Below are 20,209 nucleotides of genomic sequence, written 5' to 3' on the forward strand. Positions count from 1 at the left end.
GATTTACAACTATCTGTTGTTATTCCTCTACAGCAGCCTGCGCCGCAGCAAGTCTGGCGATAGGCACGCGGAATGGAGAGCATGAAGCATAGTTCATACCAACCTTAGCGCAGAACTTAACTGATGAAGGCTCACCACCATGCTCACCGCAGATACCTGTGCGGAGGTTAGGACGGGTAGCACGACCATTCTCTACTGCCATCTTGATGAGCTGACCAACACCCTCCTGGTCGAGAACCTGGAATGGGTCAACCTTCAAGATCTTCTTCTCCATGTATGCAGGGAGGAATGAAGCGATGTCGTCACGAGAGTAACCGAAGGTCATCTGTGTCAAGTCGTTAGTACCGAATGAGAAGTACTGAGCCTCCTCTGCAATCTGACCTGCAGTAAGGGCAGCACGTGGAATCTCAATCATAGTACCAATCTCGAACTCAACCTCTACGCCGTACTCAGCGAATACCTCCTTAGAAGTAGCGAGGATAATAGCCTTCTGCTGCTTGAGCTCCTGAACAGTACCGATGAGCGGAACCATAATCTCAGGACATGGATTATAACCCTCCTTCTTCAACTCGCAAGCAGCACCGAGGATGGCGCGAGTCTGCATAGCTGTAATCTCAGGGAATGTAATACCGAGACGACAACCACGGTGACCGAGCATTGGGTTGTTCTCTGCCAGAGAGTTCACACGCTTCTTGATTTCCTCAACGCTTACGCCCATCTCCTTAGCCATAGTCTCCTGACCAGCCTTATCGTGTGGTACGAACTCGTGGAGAGGTGGGTCGAGCAAGCGGATGTTCACGTGGCAGCCATCCATAGCCTTCAAGATGCCGTAGAAGTCAGCCTTCTGATATGGGAGGAGCTTAGCAAGAGCCTTCTCGCGACCCTCAACAGAGTCAGCCAGAATCATCTCACGCATAGCAACGATCTTCTGATCATCGAAGAACATGTGCTCTGTACGTGTCAAACCGATACCCTTGGCACCGAATGCACGAGCTACCTCAGCATCGTGTGGAGTATCTGCATTGGTACGGATTTCCATCTTTGTATATTTGTCGCAGAGGTCCATCAGCTCCTTGAAGTCGCCTGAAAGCTCTGCAGCCTTTGTCTCAATCTGTCCTGCGTAAACCTGACCAGTAGTACCGTTCAGAGAGATGTAATCACCCTCCTTGTAAACTACGCCCTCAATCTCAACAGTCTTAGTCTTGTAGTCAACGTTGATAGAGCCAGCACCAGATACGCAGCACTTACCCATACCACGAGCCACAACGGCAGCGTGAGAAGTCATACCACCACGAGCAGTAAGGATACCCTCAGCAGCCGACATACCAGCGAGGTCTTCAGGAGAAGTCTCGATACGAACCATGATTACTTTCTTGCCATCCTCGTGCCACTCCTGAGCATCGTCAGCGTGGAATACAATCTGACCGCAAGCAGCACCTGGAGAAGCAGGGAGACCCTGAGTGATGACCTTAGCTTTAGAGAGAGCCAGCTTATCGAATACTGGGTGCAAAAGCTCATCGAGCTTCTGTGGCTCACAGCGGAGGATAGCAGTCTTCTCGTCGATCATACCTTCGTGGAGGAGGTCCATAGCAATCTTCACCATAGCGGTACCTGTACGCTTACCATTACGTGTCTGGAGGAACCAGAGCTTACCTTCCTGTACGGTGAACTCCATGTCCTGCATATCGTGATAGTGGTGCTCCAGTTTATCCTGGAGAGCGTCGAGCTCCTTGTAGAGTTCAGGCATAGCCTCTTCCATAGAAGGATACTTAGCTACGCGCTCCTCCTCAGAGATGCCTGCACGCTCAGCCCAGCGCTGAGAACCAATCTTTGTAATCTGCTGTGGTGTACGGATACCAGCTACAACGTCCTCACCCTGTGCATTGATAAGATACTCACCATTGAAAAGGTTTTCACCATTACCAGCATCACGAGAGAAGCAAACACCTGTAGCAGAAGTCTCGCCCATGTTACCGAATACCATCGCCATCACAGAAACGGCAGTACCCCACTCATCAGGAATACCTTCCATCTTGCGATAGAGGATAGCACGCTCGTTCATCCAAGAACGGAACACGGCGCAGATAGCACCCCAAAGCTGCTCGATAGGATTGGTAGGGAAGTCCTGACCAGTCTGCTCCTTGATAGCTGCCTTGAAGAGCTCAACGAGTTTCTTGAGTGACTCAACAGAGAGGTCCTTATCGAGAACCACACCCTGCTCTTCCTTCACCTTTTCGATGATGGCCTCGAATGGGTCGATATCTTCCTTGTTCACAGGCTTCAGTCCCATAACGACGTCACCGTACATCTGTACGAAACGGCGATATGAGTCATATACGAAATGAGGATTACCGGTCTTCTTAACCAAGCCCTCAGCCACTTCATCATTCAAACCGAGGTTGAGGATCGTATCCATCATACCTGGCATAGAAGCACGTGCTCCTGAACGAACAGATACGAGAAGAGGATTCTCTACAGAACCGAACTTGCTGTTCATCAAAGCCTCCGTATGAGCTACTGCAGCCATTACCTCGTCCTGAAGGAGTTCCTTGATTTTCTCCTCACCCACCTCATAATACTCGTTACAGGTATCAGTTGTGATGGTGAAACCTGGAGGAACAGGAACACCAATAAGGTTCATCTCGGCGAGGTTTGCACCCTTACCGCCAAGTTCTTCACGCATCTTTGCATTTCCTTCGGCTTTTCCATTGCCGAACGTATAAACTCTTTTTTCGTTCATATTTTATAGGTTCAAAAATATTATATTATTTTGCTTATTACCAATTCTTAGTTGATGATGCAAATATACAACATTATTTTGAAACCACCAAACTTTTATACGCTTTTTTGCTATCCCGAGATTACATTTTAAACTGTTGTCGCACACACGGGGATATTTTTAACAATCCCCAAGAAAAAGTTGGAAATTGTGGGGAATTTAAAAGTGAGCCGAGATTGCGATTCAAATACTTTTAACAACATTTGGGATTCTCCTGATGCCCTGATTCCTACGTCGCGACGCGGGAAATATTACGTGGCGACGTAGGAATTGCTACGTCGCCACGTAGGAAGTCACATTTGGCAAAAGTGAAAAAGTGAAAGTGAAAAGGTGATTTTAGTGAATGGTAAAAGAGAAAAAGTGAATTTGGTGAATGGTGAATTTGGTGAATGCAATGAAAAGATATAAGATATAAGATATAAGATATAAGATATAAGATATAAATTACAAGATATGGATGACTGAAATTACAAGATAAGAAAGATAAAATCTTATATAATAATGTACGCGCGTAAGTACTACCTTATTATATATAATAACAAACTATACTATATACAATAGCAAAACATCTGTAACTCGTCTTTTAGAGAAAATTCACTTTTTCACTTTCACCTTTTCACTTTCTGCCTTTCCACTTTTCTGCCTTTTCCACCTTCACCATCCCAACATCCGGGACAAGACTAAAAATATTCGGGGCAAATCTTTCATTTCTCGCAAAAATGTAGTAACTTTGCAGCCATAAAGAAATACAAAACATTATTATGGCAAGAAAACGTAAACCATTACCGCTTTTGGAGAACATCACCATTGAGGCAGTAGCTGCCGAGGGTAAGTGCATCACTCGCGTAGATGACCAGGTCATCTTCGTGCCTTTCTGCGTACCTGGCGATGTGGTAGATTTGCAGGTAGTTAAGAAAAAACATAAGTATTGCGAGGCGAAGGTGGTTCGCTTCATCAAGAAGAGCGACGTAAGACAGGAGCCTATGTGCGAGCACTTTGGCATCTGTGGCGGTTGCAAGTGGCAGAATCTTCCTTACGAGGAGCAGATCAAGGCGAAGCAGAAGCAGGTGGAAGACCAGCTCACCCGCATCGGCAAGATTGAACTTCCTGAGTTCCGCCCTATCATGGGCAGCGTGAAGACCCAGGAGTATAGAAACAAGATTGAGTTCGGATGCAGTAACAAGCGCTGGTTCACCGCCGAGGAACTGGCCCAGCTGCCTCAGAAGGAAGAAGAAACCATCACTTCCCTCAAGGAGCGCCACGCCCAGAACGCCATCGGTTTCCATATCACCGGTGCCTTCGATAAGATTTACCCTATCAAGAAGTGCTGGCTGATGGACGACCTCTGCAACGAAATCCGCAACTTCGTTTTCGAATACGCTGATTCTCACGACTACACCTTCTACGACCTGCGTGAGCAGCATGGATTGCTCCGCAATATGATGATTCGTAATTCAAACACTGGCGAGTGGATGCTCGTGTTCCAGTTCCATTATGATGAGGAGGGTGATGAGCAGAGAGCATTGGAACTGATGCAGCAGGTGGCTGACAAGTTCCCTCAGATTTCATCGCTCATGTACGTGGACAACCAGAAGGGAAATGACACCATCAACGACCTGGATCTCATCCTCTTCAAGGGCAACGACCACATCTTCGAGCTGATGGAGGATTTGAAGTTCAAGGTGGGTCCAAAGAGTTTCTATCAGACTAACACCGAGCAGGCTTACCACCTTTATTGCGTGGCTCGCGAGTTTGCCAACCTCACCGGAAACGAGTTGGTCTACGACCTCTACACCGGCACGGGAACCATCGCCAACTTCGTGGCTCACAAGGCAAAGAAGGTAATCGGTATCGAGTACGTACCAGAGGCCATAGAGGACGCAAAGGTGAATTCTCAGGTGAACAACATCGAGAATACCCTCTTCTATGCAGGCGACATGAAGGATATTCTGACCAACGAATTCATCGCCCAGCACGGTCGCCCAGACGTAATCATCACCGACCCTCCACGTGCCGGAATGCATCCTGATGTAGTGAACGTAATCCTGAATGCGGCTCCTAACCGCATCGTGTATGTAAGTTGCAACCCTGCTACCCAGGCTCGCGACCTGCAGTTGATGGACGACCACTACAAGGTGGCTGCCGTTCAGCCGGTAGATATGTTCCCTCATACTCCTCACGTAGAGAACGTCGTTTTGCTCGAGAAGCGCAGCGATGCTGAAATCAAGCTGAAGAAGAAGGAGCGCAAAGAGCGTGAGAAGGCAATAGCTGAAGCCAAGGCGGCAAAGGAAGCTGAAAAGCTTGCATTGGAAGCTGCTAAAGCGGAAGACTTGACTGCAGAGGAACTTGCGGCAAAGAAATAAACCTAAAAACAAAATAGAAATAAGATGAAAAAAGGTATCTAAAGGGCACAGAACGAAGCGTATATAAATCCTTATGCCTAAATATCGGGTGAAGTCTTTGAAATATAGTTAGTTACGATAATCTCGCATGAATAACGACACAAAACGAAACGTTTACATGAGTTTAATTTTGGTTTAATTCTGTGGCCTTCTGGCTTGCGTTTGAGGGCGGTGGACTTGAATGAGGTTTACAAATGGCTTACATGAGGATGATGGGGCTTGTGCATGGGTGGCAATCGCTACCCTTTATTTTCGCCCTTTTATGATTATTTAAAATGCAAAATTATTCCATATAATGATTATTTGGTATATTTGCACCAAAATTTAAATGAATTGATATGGCAAAGGTTATACACGTCCATCTTATTGTGGGCAAACATAATGGTTTGAAAGACTTCTACTTTTCAAGCATATCGGCGGTTTATACCGTGCTGACCTCAGAAGAGGTCGGATGTACTAAGAGTTACTTGCTTCATGCTGGGCTGTCTGGGAATGGGTCTATAATCACGAAACGAGCTATTATAAAGCAATCTACGCTTATTTCGGGTGGTCGGCAAGGGTCTATGAAAGGAAGTGGTTAAAACGCCGTTAGAACGGCTTATTTACGGTATTCAAACCGAATATGAATGAGGGGGCTTTACGGCTCCCTTTTTTCGTGTTGAAAAGTGGCGATTTTGGGGTAAGGGTTACACTAAGGGTTACAGTTAAGGGTTACACTTTCGAGAATTAAGGGTTACAAAAGTGGGGTCGTTGGCATACAAAAAGCTGAATGAAGAAACTAACCACTTTTTGCGGTTAATTGTGAAGAAACTACCCCTTTGTGAGCAACGATTTTTGAAGTTTACACCTTATTATATATAATATAGGGCTTTTGAGGCGATAAAGAGGGGGTGACACCCCACTTGGAGTACCAAAGGGGGTGTCACTATGAGGTTAAAAGAACTTGCTGATGCTACCAATGACCTCAAAGATGTTCAATATCCTTGATTTGGGGTATTCTTGTTCATCGAAATCTTGCAAGTTGATTGGGATGAAACGGAGCTTGTCAGGATCATCAGACTTGCGCAATATCTTGATGGTTCGTATCGTGTCAAGCACAACAGCGTATATTTCGCCATACTGGACATCATCCAGCGTACATTGGCGAAGGGCAATGATGTCGCCATGGTTGATTTTTGGCTCCATTGAATGACCTGTAACATTGCACCACAAATCGGCCTTTTCAAAACCACGGATGACAATGTTGGTAGCAGGAACATTTACCTGAGAGTTGAATATTTCAGTGAAGCCTCCAATGAAATCAACATCATAGTATGGCTTACCAACATTTGGATCATCAGCGAGCTTTGGAGTGCAATATGTTAAAGAATCATTATATGGCGATTTTTCTTGTTTATTTTCTTGCATAGTGCGCAACATATCACCATTGCCAGTTATCAGCCACTCTACATTTACATCTGGAGCATAAGCGAGAAATCTTGCAATGTTATCTTCACTAATACCATTGTTTTGTTGCAATATACCACGTGTTACACCCGATTTTTTGTAAAATTCATAGGGTGTAACGTCCTTTTTGGACAAGTAAAGCAAGATATTTTGCTTTATAAGCGATTTTTCTTGTTTATTTTCTTGCATAATCGAGATATTTTGTTTATCTTTGCACCGTGTTACTAAAGGAACACCGCGCCAAAGATACAAAAAAGGCGTGAGAAAGACGAATTTTGCATCTTAAAAAGATAAAACAAGATTTGTATAACGATTAAAAATGGAAGCAATGAAAAAGTACATTGACGTAACAAGAGAAGTTCGCCAGGACATCATGGCAGCGTTCAACGTTACAGGGAAAATGGTTTATTATGCCCTGAACTTTGACGCAAAGCGTGGCGAAAGTGACAAGGCAAAGCGCATCCGTGTATATGCCAAGCAGAAAGGGGGCATTGTGATGATAGTTGCCCCAGAGGTTGAGACCATCCATGATGCAGATGGCTATATGCGCCAATACTTCCCCAATGGTGCAATGATTGAGTGCAACAAAGCCAATGGCAATGTGGATGTGTTCTACAAGGGCAAGATGATGAAGCAATACCAGGATGTGAAAATCAAGCAACTGGAAGAAATCCAAAGCATCTTTGCTGCATGGACACAGAGGGATGCCGACATCTTGACTACCCCAGAGCTTCGCAAGAAGTACGCAAGACCTGTTTGTGCCGAATAATCAAGGAGGTGAGAAATGGAGTATTACGGTAACACACTTTGCATTTCAGCACGTGAGCTTGTTGAAGGTGGCATAATGACTGCCTCGAACTACAAGCAGCTATCTGCCAGGAAGCGCATCAATGTGGTGCGTAGCGGTAAGGGGCAAGGACGTTATGCTCTGGTTGCCGTTGATAGCATTCCTACCATCTACCGCAAAATGGTGGATGAACTTTATCCTGGTGGTGACACTGTGAGACTGGAGGGTTGGATAACGTCCAACTATGAGACCGACCAAGCAGCCGTTGCTTTCTTCAACGACCGTGCCAAGACAGGGCTTGACCTCACACAAGAGAAAGTGAAGGAATATGTGGTGAACGCCTCAGTTCTGAACACTTGCATCAAGCTCTACAACCGTGCAAGCGCATCAAAGAAGCTGATGGGAGAAAAATACGACTGGGAAAAGATGGCAACCACCATCAAAACACTCAAAGATAAATTTGGCCATACGCTACCAGCTTCAACCATGCGATTCAGAAAGAAGGTAGCCGAATACAAGAAGTTTGGTTATGCCTGTCTGATAAGTGGCAAGTTCGGAAACCAAAGCGCACGCAAGGTTGACCACAAGACGGAACGCTTGATTTTAGGCTTGGCGGTACTTCCTAACAAGCCATTCAATACAAGTGTCTTGGAACTATACAATTCGTTTGTATGTGGTGAAATAGAGGTCTATGATCCAGAAACTGGAGAACTATTCAACCCCGATGATTTCACAGACAAGAGCGGTGAACCAAAGGTTTTGAGTGAATCGACAATCACCAACTACTTGAACCGACCGAAAAACAAGGTGCTAATTGAACATGAGCTTATGAGTTACACCACCTTCATGCACGAACAGATGCCGCACATGCACCGCCATGCAGGTGAGTTCTCTCTGAGCCAAATCACAATGGATGACGTGGACTTGACACGAAAGTTGAAAGACACCAAGCAGAGGGTTCACGCTTACTATGCTTATGATGTGGTCAGCCAATGTGTGATTGGCGCATCTTACGCAAGGAAAAAGGATGAAATCCTGGTGCTTGACTGCTTTAGGGATATGTTCCGACTGATAGAACGCAATGGTTGGGGTATGCCAGCAGGTATTGAGGTTGAGAATCACTTGATGTCGCAATACAAGGACGGATTTCTGCAAGCAGGTGTCGCATTCCCATTCGTTCATTTCTGTGCGCCTCAGAACTCGCAAGAGAAATATGCAGAGAACTTGAACGGAGCGAAGAAACGCAGCATCATCCACAAGAACCATGAGGGCATTGGCCGTTTCTATGGAAAAGGCAAGTGGCGAACGGAAAGCAAGAAAATCAGTGATGAAACCAATGAGCTGTATGAGGATAAGGAATATTTCAGCTATGATCAACTGATAGCTGATGACCGCCAAGACAACTATGAGTGGAATCACAGCTTGCACCCGAATCAAAAGAAGTACCCTGGCATGAGCAGATGGGACGTTCTTGTTAGCAACATCAATCCAACCCTTCAACCGCTTGACAAACTTACGCTTGCAAGATACATTGGTGAGAGAGTGGAAACAAGCATCAGAAGAAACTCCACCGTAAGAGTGGCATACGAAGATTGGTGGTTGAGCAAGACCGAAAAGCTGGAACGTCTGGAGCCAAACAACAATAAGGTGACGGCATACTACATTCCAGATGCAGACGGCAAGCCACAAGAGGTGTTCATCTTTCAAGGTGACAGATTCATTGACCAAGTGGAACGAGTGGAAACCTACAACCGTGTGATGGCAGAACAGACTGATGAAGACTTGGAGAAATACCAAGCGCAACAGAAGAAAGTTGCCTCATTCACGAAATACGTCAAGGACAATGCCATTGGCAAGGTTGGAGTAATGAAGTCGGATGTGCCAAAGGAAGAGGCAGAGGAAACCTTTGTACTTCCACCGCCAAAGATAGAAGACCCCGATGAAGCATATAAGCCAGACATGAGCATTGAGGAAAGGGCTTTGGCAGACATTTAGACACCGTTCAAACATCATTATAATAACAATTAAAGATTAAGAATATGACAATAGCAGAAGCAACAAAGAAAAAGATCCTGGCAGCGATAGCAGCCAACAGGTCAAACTATCCAAGTGACGCAAAGCACGCAACCGCCCTTGGACTTTCAACATCCATCTACAGTATGTTGAAGAACGGTCAGACAGAAAAGGCATTGAGTGATGCCAACTGGTTGAGCATTGCAAGAAAGCTGAATGTGGCCTTGCGCAACGAAATAGAATGGAACGCAGCCCCAACAGAGACCTTCAAGTATATCACCAAGCAAATAGAGTTCTGTCAAGGCTCAGGGCAAAGCAGCATCCTTTGCGACATACCCAACATTGGAAAGACCTTCACGGCACGCTATTATGTGCAAGGTCACAAGAATGCAGTTTATATCGACTGTTCACAAGTAAAGACCAAGTTGAAGTTGGTTCGCAAGATAGCATCTGAGTTTGGCGTGGATAGCAAAGGACATTATGCTGATGTGTATGAAGACTTGGTTTATTACCTTCGTTCCATCGAACACCCTCTTATCATCCTTGATGAAGCTGGTGATTTGCAGTATGAGGCATTCTTGGAACTCAAAGCCCTTTGGAATGCTACGGAACGCTGTTGTGCTTGGTACATGATGGGAGCGGACGGATTGAAGGAAAAAATCAACCGTTCCATTGAGTGCAAGAAAGTTGGTTACACGGAAATGTTGAGCCGTTACGGTGGCAGATATTCCAAGGTGACACCAGACGATGGCAAGGAGCGAGACAAGTTCTTGCGCCATCAGGCAGAAGTGGTGGCAAGGGCTAACGCTCCAAAGGATGCTGACATTGCAACCATCGTGAGAAAAACAAATGGTGGCTTGCGCCGTGTATATACTGAGATTGAGAAACTGAAACTTGCATAACGATGGCAAAGCGAGCATACAGCCCCAGGGATATTGCAGCAAAGACATACGTCACCATTCCCTGGGGTGAGAAATGGAGCAAGGTGTTTGGCTATCCAAGCATAACAGAGACATGGTTTGTGTCTGGATCGAGCGCAAGCGGAAAGAGCAGCTTTGTGATGCAGCTTGCCAAGGAACTTTGCTCGTATGGTGGCGTTCTTTACCTGAGTTATGAGGAAGGTGTGAGCAAGAGCTTTCAAGACCGCATCAACCGCTACAAGATGAATGAGGTGCAAGGCAAGTTTCGTGTGGCAACAGACGACACCCTTGACGATTTGATAGCAAGGCTTAAAAAACGCAAGAGTGCCAAGTTTGTCATCATTGATAGTTTCCAATATTCAAATTGGAGCTATGAGCAAGCCAAGACACTTGCAGATGACTTTCCTCGAAAGTGCTTCATATTCATCAGCCAGGAATACAAGGGACAACCGCTTGGCAAACCAGCAGCCCGATTGAAATATATGGCAGGTATGAAGGTGAGAGTGCAAGGATATAAGGCATATTGCCAAGGTCGTGCCATTGGTGAGGCTGGTGAGGCATTCACCGTATGGGAGGATGGAGTAATACAAACAAGCAACGAAACATAAGGCGTATGAACAAATACAAGGATGGTGATACCATTTTCATCTTGATGACGGCAGAGCAATGCAAGTCGGTTATGAGAGAATGGCTTGAACAGAAATACGAGTGCGACTTGAATGTAATGCGCTCACAGAAGAACAAAGGCAAGTTTGTACTGAAAACAAAAAGTCTGATGTGGGCAAACAGAATCATCCAGTGGCATGGATATGAAAAAGTAACTTATCAAATAATATAGCTTATGGAAGAAGTGATTGAAAGCCTGGTGGCAATCATCAAGGACAAGACAAAGGATTTTACCTACCTGGATCAAGAACAGATGTTCCGAGACTTGTCTGGCAGATTAAACGATATGTCGCTTGATGCCATGAAATGTGAGTATCTTGGTGAGAGAAAGGAGGTGGCAGACAATGAGTAAAGAACGAAGGGTGTTAGAACTGGTTCCACCATCATGCCAAATTACCCATGAGACAGTGATATGCCATGGGCATGAATGTGGATATTGCCACGGCAATGGCTACTTCTGGGGACGTGACGCCAATTGGGAAAGCGTGAAAGTTCCTTGCCCTATATGCCAAGGCAAGAAAGAAATGAAAGCCATCATTGAAATAACATGGCTACCAGACAATGAAAAGACAACTAAAAAATAAACGAATATGAGTAAAATCGGTAATTGGTTCCATGTCATGCGTGAGAACTACAAGAAAAAGGCAGAACAGAAACGTGCAGCGCAAGTGAGAGAAGAAGCCATGTCAAGACTACAGGCGAGAGAGTTCAATGGCAAGATATTCCTTTGCTTCGACAATGTGCCAATACTGGAGACGGAAGACTTGACCCTTGGCATGGCTGCAAGCGTGAAAGAGGCACGCCAGTATTTTATGACTTACAGAGGTGTCGGCCATGAAGCAGCAAATAACGAACTTTAGCCGTTTCTTTGCCTCATTCAACGAACTGCCTTGCTATTGTGGCAGCCGTGAAGAGTTCAAGAAGGAAATAGTCAGTCAATACACATTCGGACGCACAGAGAGCTTGAAGGAAATGACTTGGCAAGAGTACAATGATTGCTGTGACGGTCTGGAGAAACTGAGCGGTCGAAAAGAACGATTGAAACGCAATCGCAGCATCTGCCTAAAGCTGATACAAGAGATTGGCGTGGACACAACCGACTGGCAGCGCATCAATGAGTTCTGCAAGCATCCCCGAATTTGCGGAAAGGAGTTTGCCAGAATCCGACTTGACGAAATGGAAGATTTCCAAAGAAAACTCAGAGCAATCAAGAAGAAAGGCGGTTTGAAAGAGAAAGAAGACGTGAACAATCCTGGCAGGATGGTGATGTATATCCCTTTGGATGGAATCCCTCATGCCTAAAAATACAACCCATTTAAAACAATAAGACAATGGAAGAGAACAAGAAACAGACAGTGGAAATGACAGCGGAAGAGGCAGAAGCCTTCAAGCAGTTCCAAGAGAAGCAAGCCAAGGAAAAGGCTGCTAAGAAGCGCAAGGAAGACCGTGAGGCTTACGCCCAGTTGGTGGACAGCGAGATTGAGAGTGCCATCCCCGAACTTCGCAGCCTGTCAGAACAGATGCTTGCAGTGAAGAGCAAGGTTTATGAGAACTTTGCGGAAGTCATCAACATCAAGGCAAACGTGTTAAAGCTGACCAAGGACACCCAGCGCACACACACCTTCACCCATTCAAACGGAAAGATGCGCCTCACGCTTGGTTACAACTGCATTGATGACTACCGTGACACAGTGAATGACGGCATTGCCATCGTCAAGCAGTACATCGAGAGCCTTGCAACCGACACCAAAAGCAAGGAACTTGTGGCAACCATCCTACAGCTATTGAGCCGTGACGGAACTGGCAACTTGAAGGCAAGCCGTGTGTTGCAGCTTCGCAAACTGGCAGACAAGAGCGACAACGACCAATTCAAGGAAGGTGTGCAAATCATCGAAGAGGCTTATCAGCCATCGCTCACCAAGCAGTTCATCAGAGCTGAGTGGAAGGACGAACACAACAAGTGGCACATCATCCCTTTGAGTGTTACAGATGTAGAACCAACAGAAACTAAACAAGAAGGCAATGAAGACAACGACAACCAAGGCACCCAAGGTGGCACTGTGTAGAATGTGCCACGGCACTGGGAGAAAGGGCGAAGACATTTGCCCACAATGTGAAGGAAGTGGACGTGTGACAGTGAGCTGTGAAATGACACTTGACATCCGTCCTTATCATCCAAAGGTTAAACATTCAACAAACATTTAGCCCTATGGGAAAGCGACGCGGACTAAGTTATCAGAAACGTGTTGCTGACATCAACAGGATATATGACCAGCATATCAAGGACGGTGTTCCAAACCGTGAGATATGGCGCAGGTTCATATATCCTGAGTATGCTATCAGTGAGCGTCAATTTTACAATATATTGAAAGCGTCTGCTGAATCAAAGAATGTGATTCCAGCAGACGCTCAACCGTATCTTGATTTTTGGAATGATGAGCAAGGAAAAGACTATTATTAAGAGGATTCTGAATGACATCCGCGTTGACCTAAGTGACGAGTTTGACCAGAACTTTGAGCGAGAGGCATTTTTCAGCGAGGCATGGGAACGGCACAGAAGCCCCCTTCGACCAGGTGGGCATATTCTTGTTGATACAGGCACGCTGAGGAGAAGCGTCAGAAGCGAGATGAAGGAAACGAGCATCCGCTTCTTCACTGATTTGCCATACGCCGACATTCACAATGAAGGCGGTGAGATAGTGGTGACAAAACGAATGAAAGGCTATTTCTGGCACAAGTACATGGATGCAGCAGGTGCATTGACCTTTGCAAGGCGCAAGGACGGCACGCAGCGCAAGGACAAGAAGACACGGCATATCAGTGACGTGGCAGAGTTCTGGAAGTTCATGGCATTGAAGAAGGAAGGCACGACAATCAAGATACCTAAGAGGCAGTTTCTTGGTTTGTCACCAGAGGTGGAAAAGGCAGTTACGGACATCATCGAGGATAATTTGCAAGAATACCTCGGAAAGGAAATGGAACATTTTGAAAAACGATTGAAGAAATGAGAAAAGAGATTTACAAGATGCTTTGTGAACGTTTAGGCAATATACCAGAAATCAAGTATATTGATCTTTGGAACCACAACGTGGAGTTCATAGAGCAAGAAGATAACTGGGAACGTCCAGCGGTGTTTGTGGAACTTTGCCCAATCAACTGGGAAGCCACGGTGGTAGGTATGCGCTATGTGACAGAGGCGAAAGTGAACTTGCACGTGGTGACAGACTGGGTGGGCAGCAGTGCAGCCAACAGTGACCAAAGGGAAGAGAGCCTAACAGTGTTTGACCTCTTGGAAAAGATTCACACAGTTCTGGCAGATGTGAACGGTGAACATTTCAGAGAGTTCGACATCAGCAATTCGACAACCAACCACAACCATGAGGATATTTTGGAAAACATTGAGACTTATAGTTATGTGGGGTACAGAGAACTTGACCAGTCCAAGTAAATATGATTAAAGCATCCGATGGCTTGACAGCTTCGGATGCTTTTTTAATGTCATTCGGATGCCGTTTGAACCTTATTGATACAAGCTCAAATCAAAAGCATCCTTCTTCTTCCATCCCTCAGCCAAGGTGTTTTGTACATATTCGGTGGCTTTCAGATAAAAGTCGGCAAGTTCTTCAAGTGTGTCAAACGTATGGTATGACGGTTCATCCTCAGTTCCAAACTTGAACGTTACTGGCAGCGTCTTTCCTTCCGTTTGCACGGCAAGGTCATAAGCTGCCTTATAGTTGAACTGGTTTTCAGTGGAGAGCCACACAGCCTGACCCTTATATGTGAAGCCTGAAATGATGGCTTGGTCAGTCTGTTCGTTGTACCAGTCCAAGACGATTCGCTTGATGTCATCCACAGAAGGCTTGCCATTGGTAAACTCTGCCTCCATGTAGTTGGCCGAACCGTCCTCTTTAACTATGACATCCCAACGGATGCGCCATTTGTTCTTGACGGGGTTCACGCATTCAAGCAGTTTCACCACCGCACTTCCTTCTGTTCGTTTCATTAGCTAAATACGTATTTGGTTCTACCTTTGCCAAATGTCTCTGTTCTGATAGTTGTCTCAAAAGGCAAGCCATCTGGCAGTTCACTGATCTGTTGGAGAATATTCTTCATTTCCTCCGAATTGGTGAAAAACTTCTTTGCCTCACCGTTCTGTTCGATGGAGACAATGCAGCGGTCTTCGCCTTGCTCTGTCTTGATACCAAGCTCGAAGTCCTTCACGATAATTGGTAAGTTCACTAACTCCCTGATGCTTACCACTGACCCAGGGAAACGCTTCTTGCCATCTGCCGGCTTATAAGAAACGTTCAAATCTTTAAATGATTTCATTGTTTTGTCTGTTAATTTATTAAACAATCTATTACAGTCGGCGTGCTTTGCCATTCCGTAGAAACTGGCAATGAGTTCGCGCCTTCTTTTCCTCGATTTAACCTCGTGCATTTTTCGGGCAAACTTTTGTTTGATACGCTTGCGTATCGCTACATGGTCGGGATATATGACATACCCCAAGAAGTCAATGCCCTCATCCACTGGGAACACCCTTTCGTTTGGTTTGATTTCCAAATCGACTTGGTTCACCTGGTTGTGGATAATTTCACGAATCACCCATAATTCCGCTTTCGTTTTACCAAGCACAAGGCCGTCATCGCAATAGCGATAGAAATGAGCGACCCCACACTTATCTTTCAAATAGTGGTCTAAAAATACAGACAACAACAAGTTGCCAGTGGCTTGTGAGCTTCTTAGTCCAAAGCTGATGCCACTGTCCAGCATAGTAACAAAGGATTCCAACATAACAAGCAGCTTCTGGTCTTTGAACACACGGCGGTAGCACCACATGGCGAAGTCTTGACGAACATTCTCATAGAAATGTCTGATGTCAAACTTGTAGGCATATAGCGTGCCTTCTGGGTCGTGCTGCATATCTTGACGAATTACCTTCATAAGGTCGTGCGTGCCACGTTCCTTGATGGATGCTGCTGTTGTGCGTATGTAACGCCTTTGCAGATGTCTGTCCACCACGGACATTATAGCATGGACACCTATGCGGTCTTTCATCGAAAGAATCTGCAGGTTCCTTTCTTTGCCGTATTCGTGGATTGTGCGCTCACGGTAACCACTCACACGGAAAGAGCCATTGGCAATTTGCTCTGTTAGCTCCTTAATCACCTCTTCACGATGCGCAAGCAAGTAGCGTCCCTGACGTGAGCGTTTCCGCTTCTTGCCACGGAGAACTTCATCAAACGACTCTGACATATTGGAGTAGTCAATGATTTCTTCTATGATGTAACCTTCTCTACGCATTGTTAATAATTTAATGGCCTTTCGGCCTTCCTGTCTCTGGGTCTGACTTCTTCGAGCCATTGCTGGCCTACCAAACTCCACCCAACACTTGATGTTTCAGCTTTCCTATAATAGTAATTTGCTGAGGTTCGTTTCCCTCGGCACCATCTTAGGGAGCACGTCCCTTGTATGGTAGGCCGATTGATAATGTAATCAGTTTGTCCAGACGCGAGCCGACATTCGCATTCGCATTCGAGGCATCGTTATTCGCATTCGCATTCACGACACCGCCATTCGCATTCGCGTTGTTGTACCCACGATAAACCACACGGCTTATTGGGAAAGTCCACCTTTTGGGCTGCAAAGTTACGTATAAAACTCTGTAGCTATACATTTTATAACGAATAATCTTAAAAAATGTTGTCATTTAGTTGCTATATTAAGATTTATTACTATCTTTGCAGCGTGGAGAGCGAAGTACTGATAACCACTGAAAGCAGCGTGCGACGTTGCAGAACCTGAGGCCAACGGATTATTCCATTGGTCTCTTGTATTTTCTGAGCTTGCCATTGACATACCAAAAGATATAGTCATGGTGGTAATCTTTACTATCCCAAATAGCTTTGTTTCTATCTTGGATTTGTCTTTCTGTAATTGGCTTTCTAAAGCAATGATCAGTCAGACAAACGCAAGCGTGTTGTGCATCAGAAGCATGGTTCGCATTACGACAGCAGTTCATTACTTTCTCTGGTGATTTCACATCTATATATCCAAATTCGCCCACTTTTAAATCAGGGTTTGCTTTACTGTCTTCTGGAAGCATATCATAAACCTTTCTTCTTCCATTTGTTGCGGTGAATTGAATTTCAGGATTTAGTAAACAATCACCAAATTCATCAGCAAAAGCCTTGGCAACATCTAAAACTCGCTTATAGTCTTCTGCTGTAGAGCAAGCCAACTCATGTTGCAACACTTTTCCTTTAATGCCTATGTATTTGGTGAAATATTGTTCATCCAAAGGCTTTGCAAGTATCGCATCACGGTCTTCAACAGACAGATTTGTTTTTCCTGAATCAGTGTACGAATTGGCGCATTTATGTACCAAGCGGCAAGCAGCACAAAGTTCATTATCTGCAACAGGCTTTCTGTCAAGATCCAACTTACCTTTTGCAATATCACAGTCACGACATCGCTTGATGGTGTAAGGGTTGTAGTCAGGGACTGTCTTTTGCTCCTTGCCAGAATTGAAACGGAATATGCCCTTTTTATCAGTCTGCAAAGCATCCTCACCCAGTGACATGGCTTCATCATGTGGTGTTGGCTCGTATTTTCGTTTCAGAACTTGCACCACGGTACAGCGACAATTCCAACCATTTGGTGGGTAGTATGATTCCCAGAAGGAATCAGTTGGTGGAAGCGTTATACGATCGAGCGAAGCGTGTTCTGGGCGAACCTTATCATCATGCTGTGTTCGATACTGGAGATAATAATGATCACCATCCTCCATGAATTTTTCCCACTTAGCAGCCATTTCCGCTGATGCCTGAACAAAATTGTATTCAGCACGCAGATAGTTGGAATTGTATGTTTCATCTATCTTTCGGACATCGTTCAAAAAGCGTTCAAACGTCTTTTTATTGCCATTCTCATCAAGTAAGGACGGAAAAGTCTCATTCAACTCATGGAAAGTCTTCAAGCCACTAAATATATAGTTGGAGCGAGTAAGACGCTGACGCATGAGGTCGGACATTTCCAAGCGTTGCAAGTTGCGGTCAAGGACACCAGCATGAGCCTCTATCAAGTTCTGAACATTGCCATCTGCCATGATGTCAATAGAGAAAGAACTTCCCTTCTGATTGAAAATAGCCTTCATCGCATCCTTGAATCCCTTGCTAACCTCTTCGCTTGGAAGGCATACGCTATCACCAGAGCCTAAACTAAGCAAACGTTTGGCAAGAGGTGTGTCCACCTTATTCATGTGCGAGTATGAAAGCAATTCCTTTGGAAGCACTTTGCCCCTCATAATGGCAGCATTCAGTTCCGCCTCAAACTCAGCATAATCAGTGAGGGCATACGTGGAAAGATTCTTTTTTATAAGGGTTTCATCCACATTCTCCATTTTCCATGAGTGTTCGAGCTTTCTGTAATAGGTGGAATCATTGCAATAGTCTATGTAATGCCCCAATTCGTGCAAGATGGGATTGTCCTGAGCGAGCTGACCATAACGGACGGCATTTGCATGAGCCTCCTTCCAACCTCTGTAACCTCGTTTGTTCACACGGATAACGGAAGGCAGCTCATCGGTCAATCCAGCATGGAAAGACGCACGGATGCCATGATACTTGGTGATTCGACCCAAGTCTGCCTCACGCAGCTCTGGCAATTCCTTGATTCCATGCCTGAGTGCAATCCGTGCAGCCTCTTCCGCTTGCTCCCTTACGTACTTGTTGCTGATACCGCTTGCCCATTTCTTGGCAATAGCATCAAATTCCTCTTCCTTTTTGCTCAGACACAATGAGGTAACGGAAAGCTCTTCACCTAAGATTTCGGCGTACCGCTGGTGCAGCCCCACGTAATCGGTGGGGCTTAATCGAAAAAAGGATGTGCATTCTTTTGCGTCTTCTTGCCCTTATCATCCTTGTCCTCACCATCACCGTCTGGGTCAGGTGCAGGAAATTGATGTTGACGGCGTTCACCTACAGGCATATTGTACTTATCGGCAAAATACTTTGGATCGACCTCATAACGGTCGGCAATCATCTTTTCATAGCTGAATTGCTGTTCTGGAGTGTAGTCAACAGCATCATCCCAGGCAAAGCGCAAGCCCTGAATAGGGAAACCAAGCTTCACCATACGAGGAATCAGCTGATTGTTCACGAGGTCTGCCAACATATCCGCATCGCTTTCCACCAAGTTCTCAAACACTTCAAGGTGGGTTTGCGACTGTGAGAGGCTGCTGCCATCCTCAATGGTCATTGTTTGCCCGATGATGAGCTTTGAAAGTTCTGAGTTGGCACGGTCAACACGTTTGTCATACACATTGAAAGCGTCACCCTTGGAACTCTCAACCACCTCAATGTCGGTACCCTCTGGAAACAAAGCCCAAAACTCAGTACCCATGTTTGCCATCATGTCCTCCATTTTTGAAAGTTCCTTATCGTCACGGACAGTGGTGTGGCCGATGCGCATAGGCATACCGAAAATCTCACCGAACGTGTCCCAAAAGGCAAGCGTATTTTTCTTTGGAATGGTATGCGCTGCTGCCTTCAAGTACAAGCCCAGGTCATCGGGCTGACCAGCTTCAATGAGCCAATCAGTGAAAGGTGGCTGATGGTAGTCGATGCCAGTAGTCCAGTCCATGCCAAGGTCGGTGATAACACGGCCATACTCAGGAATGACATACTTACGGTTAATCAACTTCACACCACTGAAGCATGGGCAACCATCGCCATCAGTGGTAATGTCGCCAAGTTCAATGAGCGAATGTCCCCAATAGATAGAATCCAGGGCAAGGCGCAAGAGCTGCTTAAACCATGCCTGGTTGAAGTAGTGCAGCGCATCATCCTTCACATTGCCATTCTTGTCAACAATCTTGAAGGAGCGAGCCATGACAAAGCCCTTGCGCTGTTCGACACATCCCGAAAGGTGAGCATCAACATCAGCGTCACGGTAAATGTCATAGAGATGTTGACGGTTGGGACTTTCCACACTGATTGCCATCTGCCAGGCATTGCGCCAGTCCTTCATGTCGGAACGTGTAAGTGCCTCGGTGGTACGTTGAAGCTGTGCCACAATCTTTTGGACATTCCTACGTCCAGAAGACTTGGCAAGGTTGTAGTCACCATATTTCGTGTGCAAGACGTTCGGCTTGCCTGTAATGTTCTGTATTAAATTCTGAATAACTCCCATATCG

Annotated in this window: 19 protein-coding genes and 2 pseudogenes; 15 read left to right on the forward strand and 6 right to left on the reverse strand. The window is 45.6% G+C overall.

The features are described from left to right. Positions 1 to 19: 19 nt before the first annotated feature. Complete coding sequence (gene ppdK / locus KUA49_RS12885; protein WP_218411612.1) at positions 20 to 2,740, reverse strand: pyruvate, phosphate dikinase; 2,721 nt, start codon at positions 2,738 to 2,740, stop codon at positions 20 to 22. 800 nt (positions 2,741 to 3,540) lie between these two features. On the opposite strand from ppdK, the pseudogene rlmD reads away from it, so the two are divergent. Further along, positions 3,541 to 4,989: pseudogene (gene rlmD / locus KUA49_RS12890) on the forward strand (23S rRNA (uracil(1939)-C(5))-methyltransferase RlmD); the annotation flags it as partial. Between the two features lie 530 nt (positions 4,990 to 5,519). Next, the gene (locus KUA49_RS12895; protein ID WP_153083912.1) at positions 5,520 to 5,762 is read left to right on the forward strand and encodes a hypothetical protein; all 243 of its coding nucleotides are present in this window, start codon (positions 5,520 to 5,522) and stop codon (positions 5,760 to 5,762) included. 352 nt (positions 5,763 to 6,114) lie between these two features. On the opposite strand, the gene KUA49_RS12900 is transcribed toward KUA49_RS12895, so the two are convergent. Then, positions 6,115 to 6,816: a helix-turn-helix transcriptional regulator gene (locus KUA49_RS12900; RefSeq protein WP_218411611.1), complete on the reverse strand. Its 702-nt coding sequence runs from the start codon at positions 6,814 to 6,816 to the stop codon at positions 6,115 to 6,117. A gap of 139 nt (positions 6,817 to 6,955) precedes the next feature. On the opposite strand from KUA49_RS12900, the gene KUA49_RS12905 reads away from it, so the two are divergent. The 13 genes from KUA49_RS12905 (at position 6,956) to KUA49_RS12965 (ending at position 14,461) form a co-directional block, all read left to right on the forward strand. Further along, positions 6,956 to 7,396, forward strand: coding sequence for a hypothetical protein (locus KUA49_RS12905; RefSeq protein WP_218411610.1), 441 nt, complete (start codon positions 6,956 to 6,958; stop codon positions 7,394 to 7,396). 15 nt (positions 7,397 to 7,411) lie between these two features. Further along, positions 7,412 to 9,409 (forward strand): hypothetical protein, encoded by a 1,998-nt coding sequence (locus KUA49_RS12910; protein ID WP_218411609.1) that lies wholly within the window; start codon positions 7,412 to 7,414, stop codon positions 9,407 to 9,409. A 44-nt stretch (positions 9,410 to 9,453) separates the two neighbouring features. Then, positions 9,454 to 10,329, forward strand: coding sequence for an ATP-binding protein (locus tag KUA49_RS12915; protein WP_153083914.1), 876 nt, complete (start codon positions 9,454 to 9,456; stop codon positions 10,327 to 10,329). Positions 10,330 to 10,331: 2 nt separating this feature from the next. Next, complete coding sequence (locus tag KUA49_RS12920; protein ID WP_218411608.1) at positions 10,332 to 10,955, forward strand: DNA repair protein RadA; 624 nt, start codon at positions 10,332 to 10,334, stop codon at positions 10,953 to 10,955. A 5-nt stretch (positions 10,956 to 10,960) separates the two neighbouring features. Next, the gene (locus KUA49_RS12925) at positions 10,961 to 11,185 is read left to right on the forward strand and encodes a hypothetical protein (protein WP_218411607.1); all 225 of its coding nucleotides are present in this window, start codon (positions 10,961 to 10,963) and stop codon (positions 11,183 to 11,185) included. A 3-nt stretch (positions 11,186 to 11,188) separates the two neighbouring features. Then, positions 11,189 to 11,365 carry a hypothetical protein gene (locus KUA49_RS12930; RefSeq protein WP_153083917.1) on the forward strand — a complete coding sequence of 59 codons (177 nt, stop codon included), beginning with the start codon at positions 11,189 to 11,191 and terminating at the stop codon, positions 11,363 to 11,365. Then, positions 11,358 to 11,597: a hypothetical protein gene (locus KUA49_RS12935; RefSeq protein WP_153096492.1), complete on the forward strand. Its 240-nt coding sequence runs from the start codon at positions 11,358 to 11,360 to the stop codon at positions 11,595 to 11,597. Before KUA49_RS12930 ends, KUA49_RS12935 begins: the two co-directional genes overlap by 8 nt. Positions 11,598 to 11,603: 6 nt before the next feature. Continuing rightward, entirely contained in the window at positions 11,604 to 11,873 is a 270-nt protein-coding gene (locus KUA49_RS12940) for a hypothetical protein (RefSeq protein ID WP_153096491.1), read from the forward strand. Continuing rightward, entirely contained in the window at positions 11,848 to 12,315 is a 468-nt protein-coding gene (locus KUA49_RS12945; RefSeq protein ID WP_153096490.1) for a hypothetical protein, read from the forward strand. Before KUA49_RS12940 ends, KUA49_RS12945 begins: the two co-directional genes overlap by 26 nt. Before the next feature lie 29 nt (positions 12,316 to 12,344). Further along, on the forward strand, positions 12,345 to 13,079 hold the full coding sequence (locus tag KUA49_RS12950; protein WP_218411606.1) for a DUF3164 family protein: 735 nt from the start codon (positions 12,345 to 12,347) through the stop codon (positions 13,077 to 13,079). A 143-nt stretch (positions 13,080 to 13,222) separates the two neighbouring features. Further along, entirely contained in the window at positions 13,223 to 13,474 is a 252-nt protein-coding gene (locus KUA49_RS12955) for a hypothetical protein (protein ID WP_153128502.1), read from the forward strand. Next, positions 13,446 to 14,021, forward strand: coding sequence for a phage virion morphogenesis protein (locus KUA49_RS12960; protein WP_153083924.1), 576 nt, complete (start codon positions 13,446 to 13,448; stop codon positions 14,019 to 14,021). The genes KUA49_RS12955 and KUA49_RS12960 overlap by 29 nt, the downstream gene beginning before the upstream one ends. Then, a complete protein-coding gene (locus KUA49_RS12965; protein ID WP_218411605.1) occupies positions 14,018 to 14,461 on the forward strand; it encodes a hypothetical protein in 444 nt (147 codons plus the stop codon). Before KUA49_RS12960 ends, KUA49_RS12965 begins: the two co-directional genes overlap by 4 nt. A gap of 72 nt (positions 14,462 to 14,533) precedes the next feature. On the opposite strand, the gene KUA49_RS12970 is transcribed toward KUA49_RS12965, so the two are convergent. The 4 genes and pseudogenes from KUA49_RS12970 to KUA49_RS12985 form a co-directional block, all read right to left on the reverse strand. Beyond that, positions 14,534 to 15,016: a hypothetical protein gene (locus tag KUA49_RS12970; RefSeq protein ID WP_118311848.1), complete on the reverse strand. Its 483-nt coding sequence runs from the start codon at positions 15,014 to 15,016 to the stop codon at positions 14,534 to 14,536. Next, entirely contained in the window at positions 15,016 to 16,317 is a 1,302-nt protein-coding gene (locus KUA49_RS12975; RefSeq protein WP_218411604.1) for a reverse transcriptase domain-containing protein, read from the reverse strand. The genes KUA49_RS12970 and KUA49_RS12975 overlap by 1 nt, the downstream gene beginning before the upstream one ends. A 1,042-nt stretch (positions 16,318 to 17,359) precedes the next feature. After that, positions 17,360 to 18,169 (reverse strand): annotated as a pseudogene (locus KUA49_RS12980) (phage minor head protein); the annotation flags it as partial. Positions 18,170 to 18,882: 713 nt separating this feature from the next. Next, positions 18,883 to 20,205 (reverse strand): DUF935 family protein, encoded by a 1,323-nt coding sequence (locus KUA49_RS12985; protein WP_218411603.1) that lies wholly within the window; start codon positions 20,203 to 20,205, stop codon positions 18,883 to 18,885. Between the last annotated feature and the right edge of the window lie 4 nt (positions 20,206 to 20,209).

It is taken from the genome of Segatella copri (assembly GCF_019249655.2).
Lineage (GTDB): Bacteria > Bacteroidota > Bacteroidia > Bacteroidales > Bacteroidaceae > Prevotella.

Excerpts from the sequence above, each read along its gene's own strand:
- KUA49_RS12920 (WP_218411608.1), top strand. The coding sequence starts at position 10,332 with ATGGCAAAGCGAGCATACAGCCCCAGGGATATTGCAGCAAAGACATAC.
- KUA49_RS12945 (WP_153096490.1), top strand. The coding sequence starts at position 11,848 with ATGAAGCAGCAAATAACGAACTTTAGCCGTTTCTTTGCCTCATTCAAC.
- KUA49_RS12955 (WP_153128502.1), top strand. The coding sequence starts at position 13,223 with ATGGGAAAGCGACGCGGACTAAGTTATCAGAAACGTGTTGCTGACATC.
- KUA49_RS12930 (WP_153083917.1), top strand. The coding sequence starts at position 11,189 with ATGGAAGAAGTGATTGAAAGCCTGGTGGCAATCATCAAGGACAAGACA.
- KUA49_RS12925 (WP_218411607.1), top strand. The coding sequence starts at position 10,961 with ATGAACAAATACAAGGATGGTGATACCATTTTCATCTTGATGACGGCA.
- KUA49_RS12940 (WP_153096491.1), top strand. The coding sequence starts at position 11,604 with ATGAGTAAAATCGGTAATTGGTTCCATGTCATGCGTGAGAACTACAAG.
- ppdK (WP_218411612.1), bottom strand. The coding sequence starts at position 2,740 with ATGAACGAAAAAAGAGTTTATACGTTCGGCAATGGAAAAGCCGAAGGA.
- KUA49_RS12935 (WP_153096492.1), top strand. The coding sequence starts at position 11,358 with ATGAGTAAAGAACGAAGGGTGTTAGAACTGGTTCCACCATCATGCCAA.
- KUA49_RS12975 (WP_218411604.1), bottom strand. The coding sequence starts at position 16,317 with ATGCGTAGAGAAGGTTACATCATAGAAGAAATCATTGACTACTCCAAT.
- KUA49_RS12970 (WP_118311848.1), bottom strand. The coding sequence starts at position 15,016 with ATGAAACGAACAGAAGGAAGTGCGGTGGTGAAACTGCTTGAATGCGTG.
- KUA49_RS12950 (WP_218411606.1), top strand. The coding sequence starts at position 12,345 with ATGGAAGAGAACAAGAAACAGACAGTGGAAATGACAGCGGAAGAGGCA.
- KUA49_RS12915 (WP_153083914.1), top strand. The coding sequence starts at position 9,454 with ATGACAATAGCAGAAGCAACAAAGAAAAAGATCCTGGCAGCGATAGCA.
- KUA49_RS12905 (WP_218411610.1), top strand. The coding sequence starts at position 6,956 with ATGAAAAAGTACATTGACGTAACAAGAGAAGTTCGCCAGGACATCATG.
- KUA49_RS12960 (WP_153083924.1), top strand. The coding sequence starts at position 13,446 with ATGATGAGCAAGGAAAAGACTATTATTAAGAGGATTCTGAATGACATC.
- KUA49_RS12910 (WP_218411609.1), top strand. The coding sequence starts at position 7,412 with ATGGAGTATTACGGTAACACACTTTGCATTTCAGCACGTGAGCTTGTT.
- KUA49_RS12985 (WP_218411603.1), bottom strand. The coding sequence starts at position 20,205 with ATGGGAGTTATTCAGAATTTAATACAGAACATTACAGGCAAGCCGAAC.
- KUA49_RS12965 (WP_218411605.1), top strand. The coding sequence starts at position 14,018 with ATGAGAAAAGAGATTTACAAGATGCTTTGTGAACGTTTAGGCAATATA.
- KUA49_RS12895 (WP_153083912.1), top strand. The coding sequence starts at position 5,520 with ATGGCAAAGGTTATACACGTCCATCTTATTGTGGGCAAACATAATGGT.
- KUA49_RS12900 (WP_218411611.1), bottom strand. The coding sequence starts at position 6,816 with ATGCAAGAAAATAAACAAGAAAAATCGCTTATAAAGCAAAATATCTTG.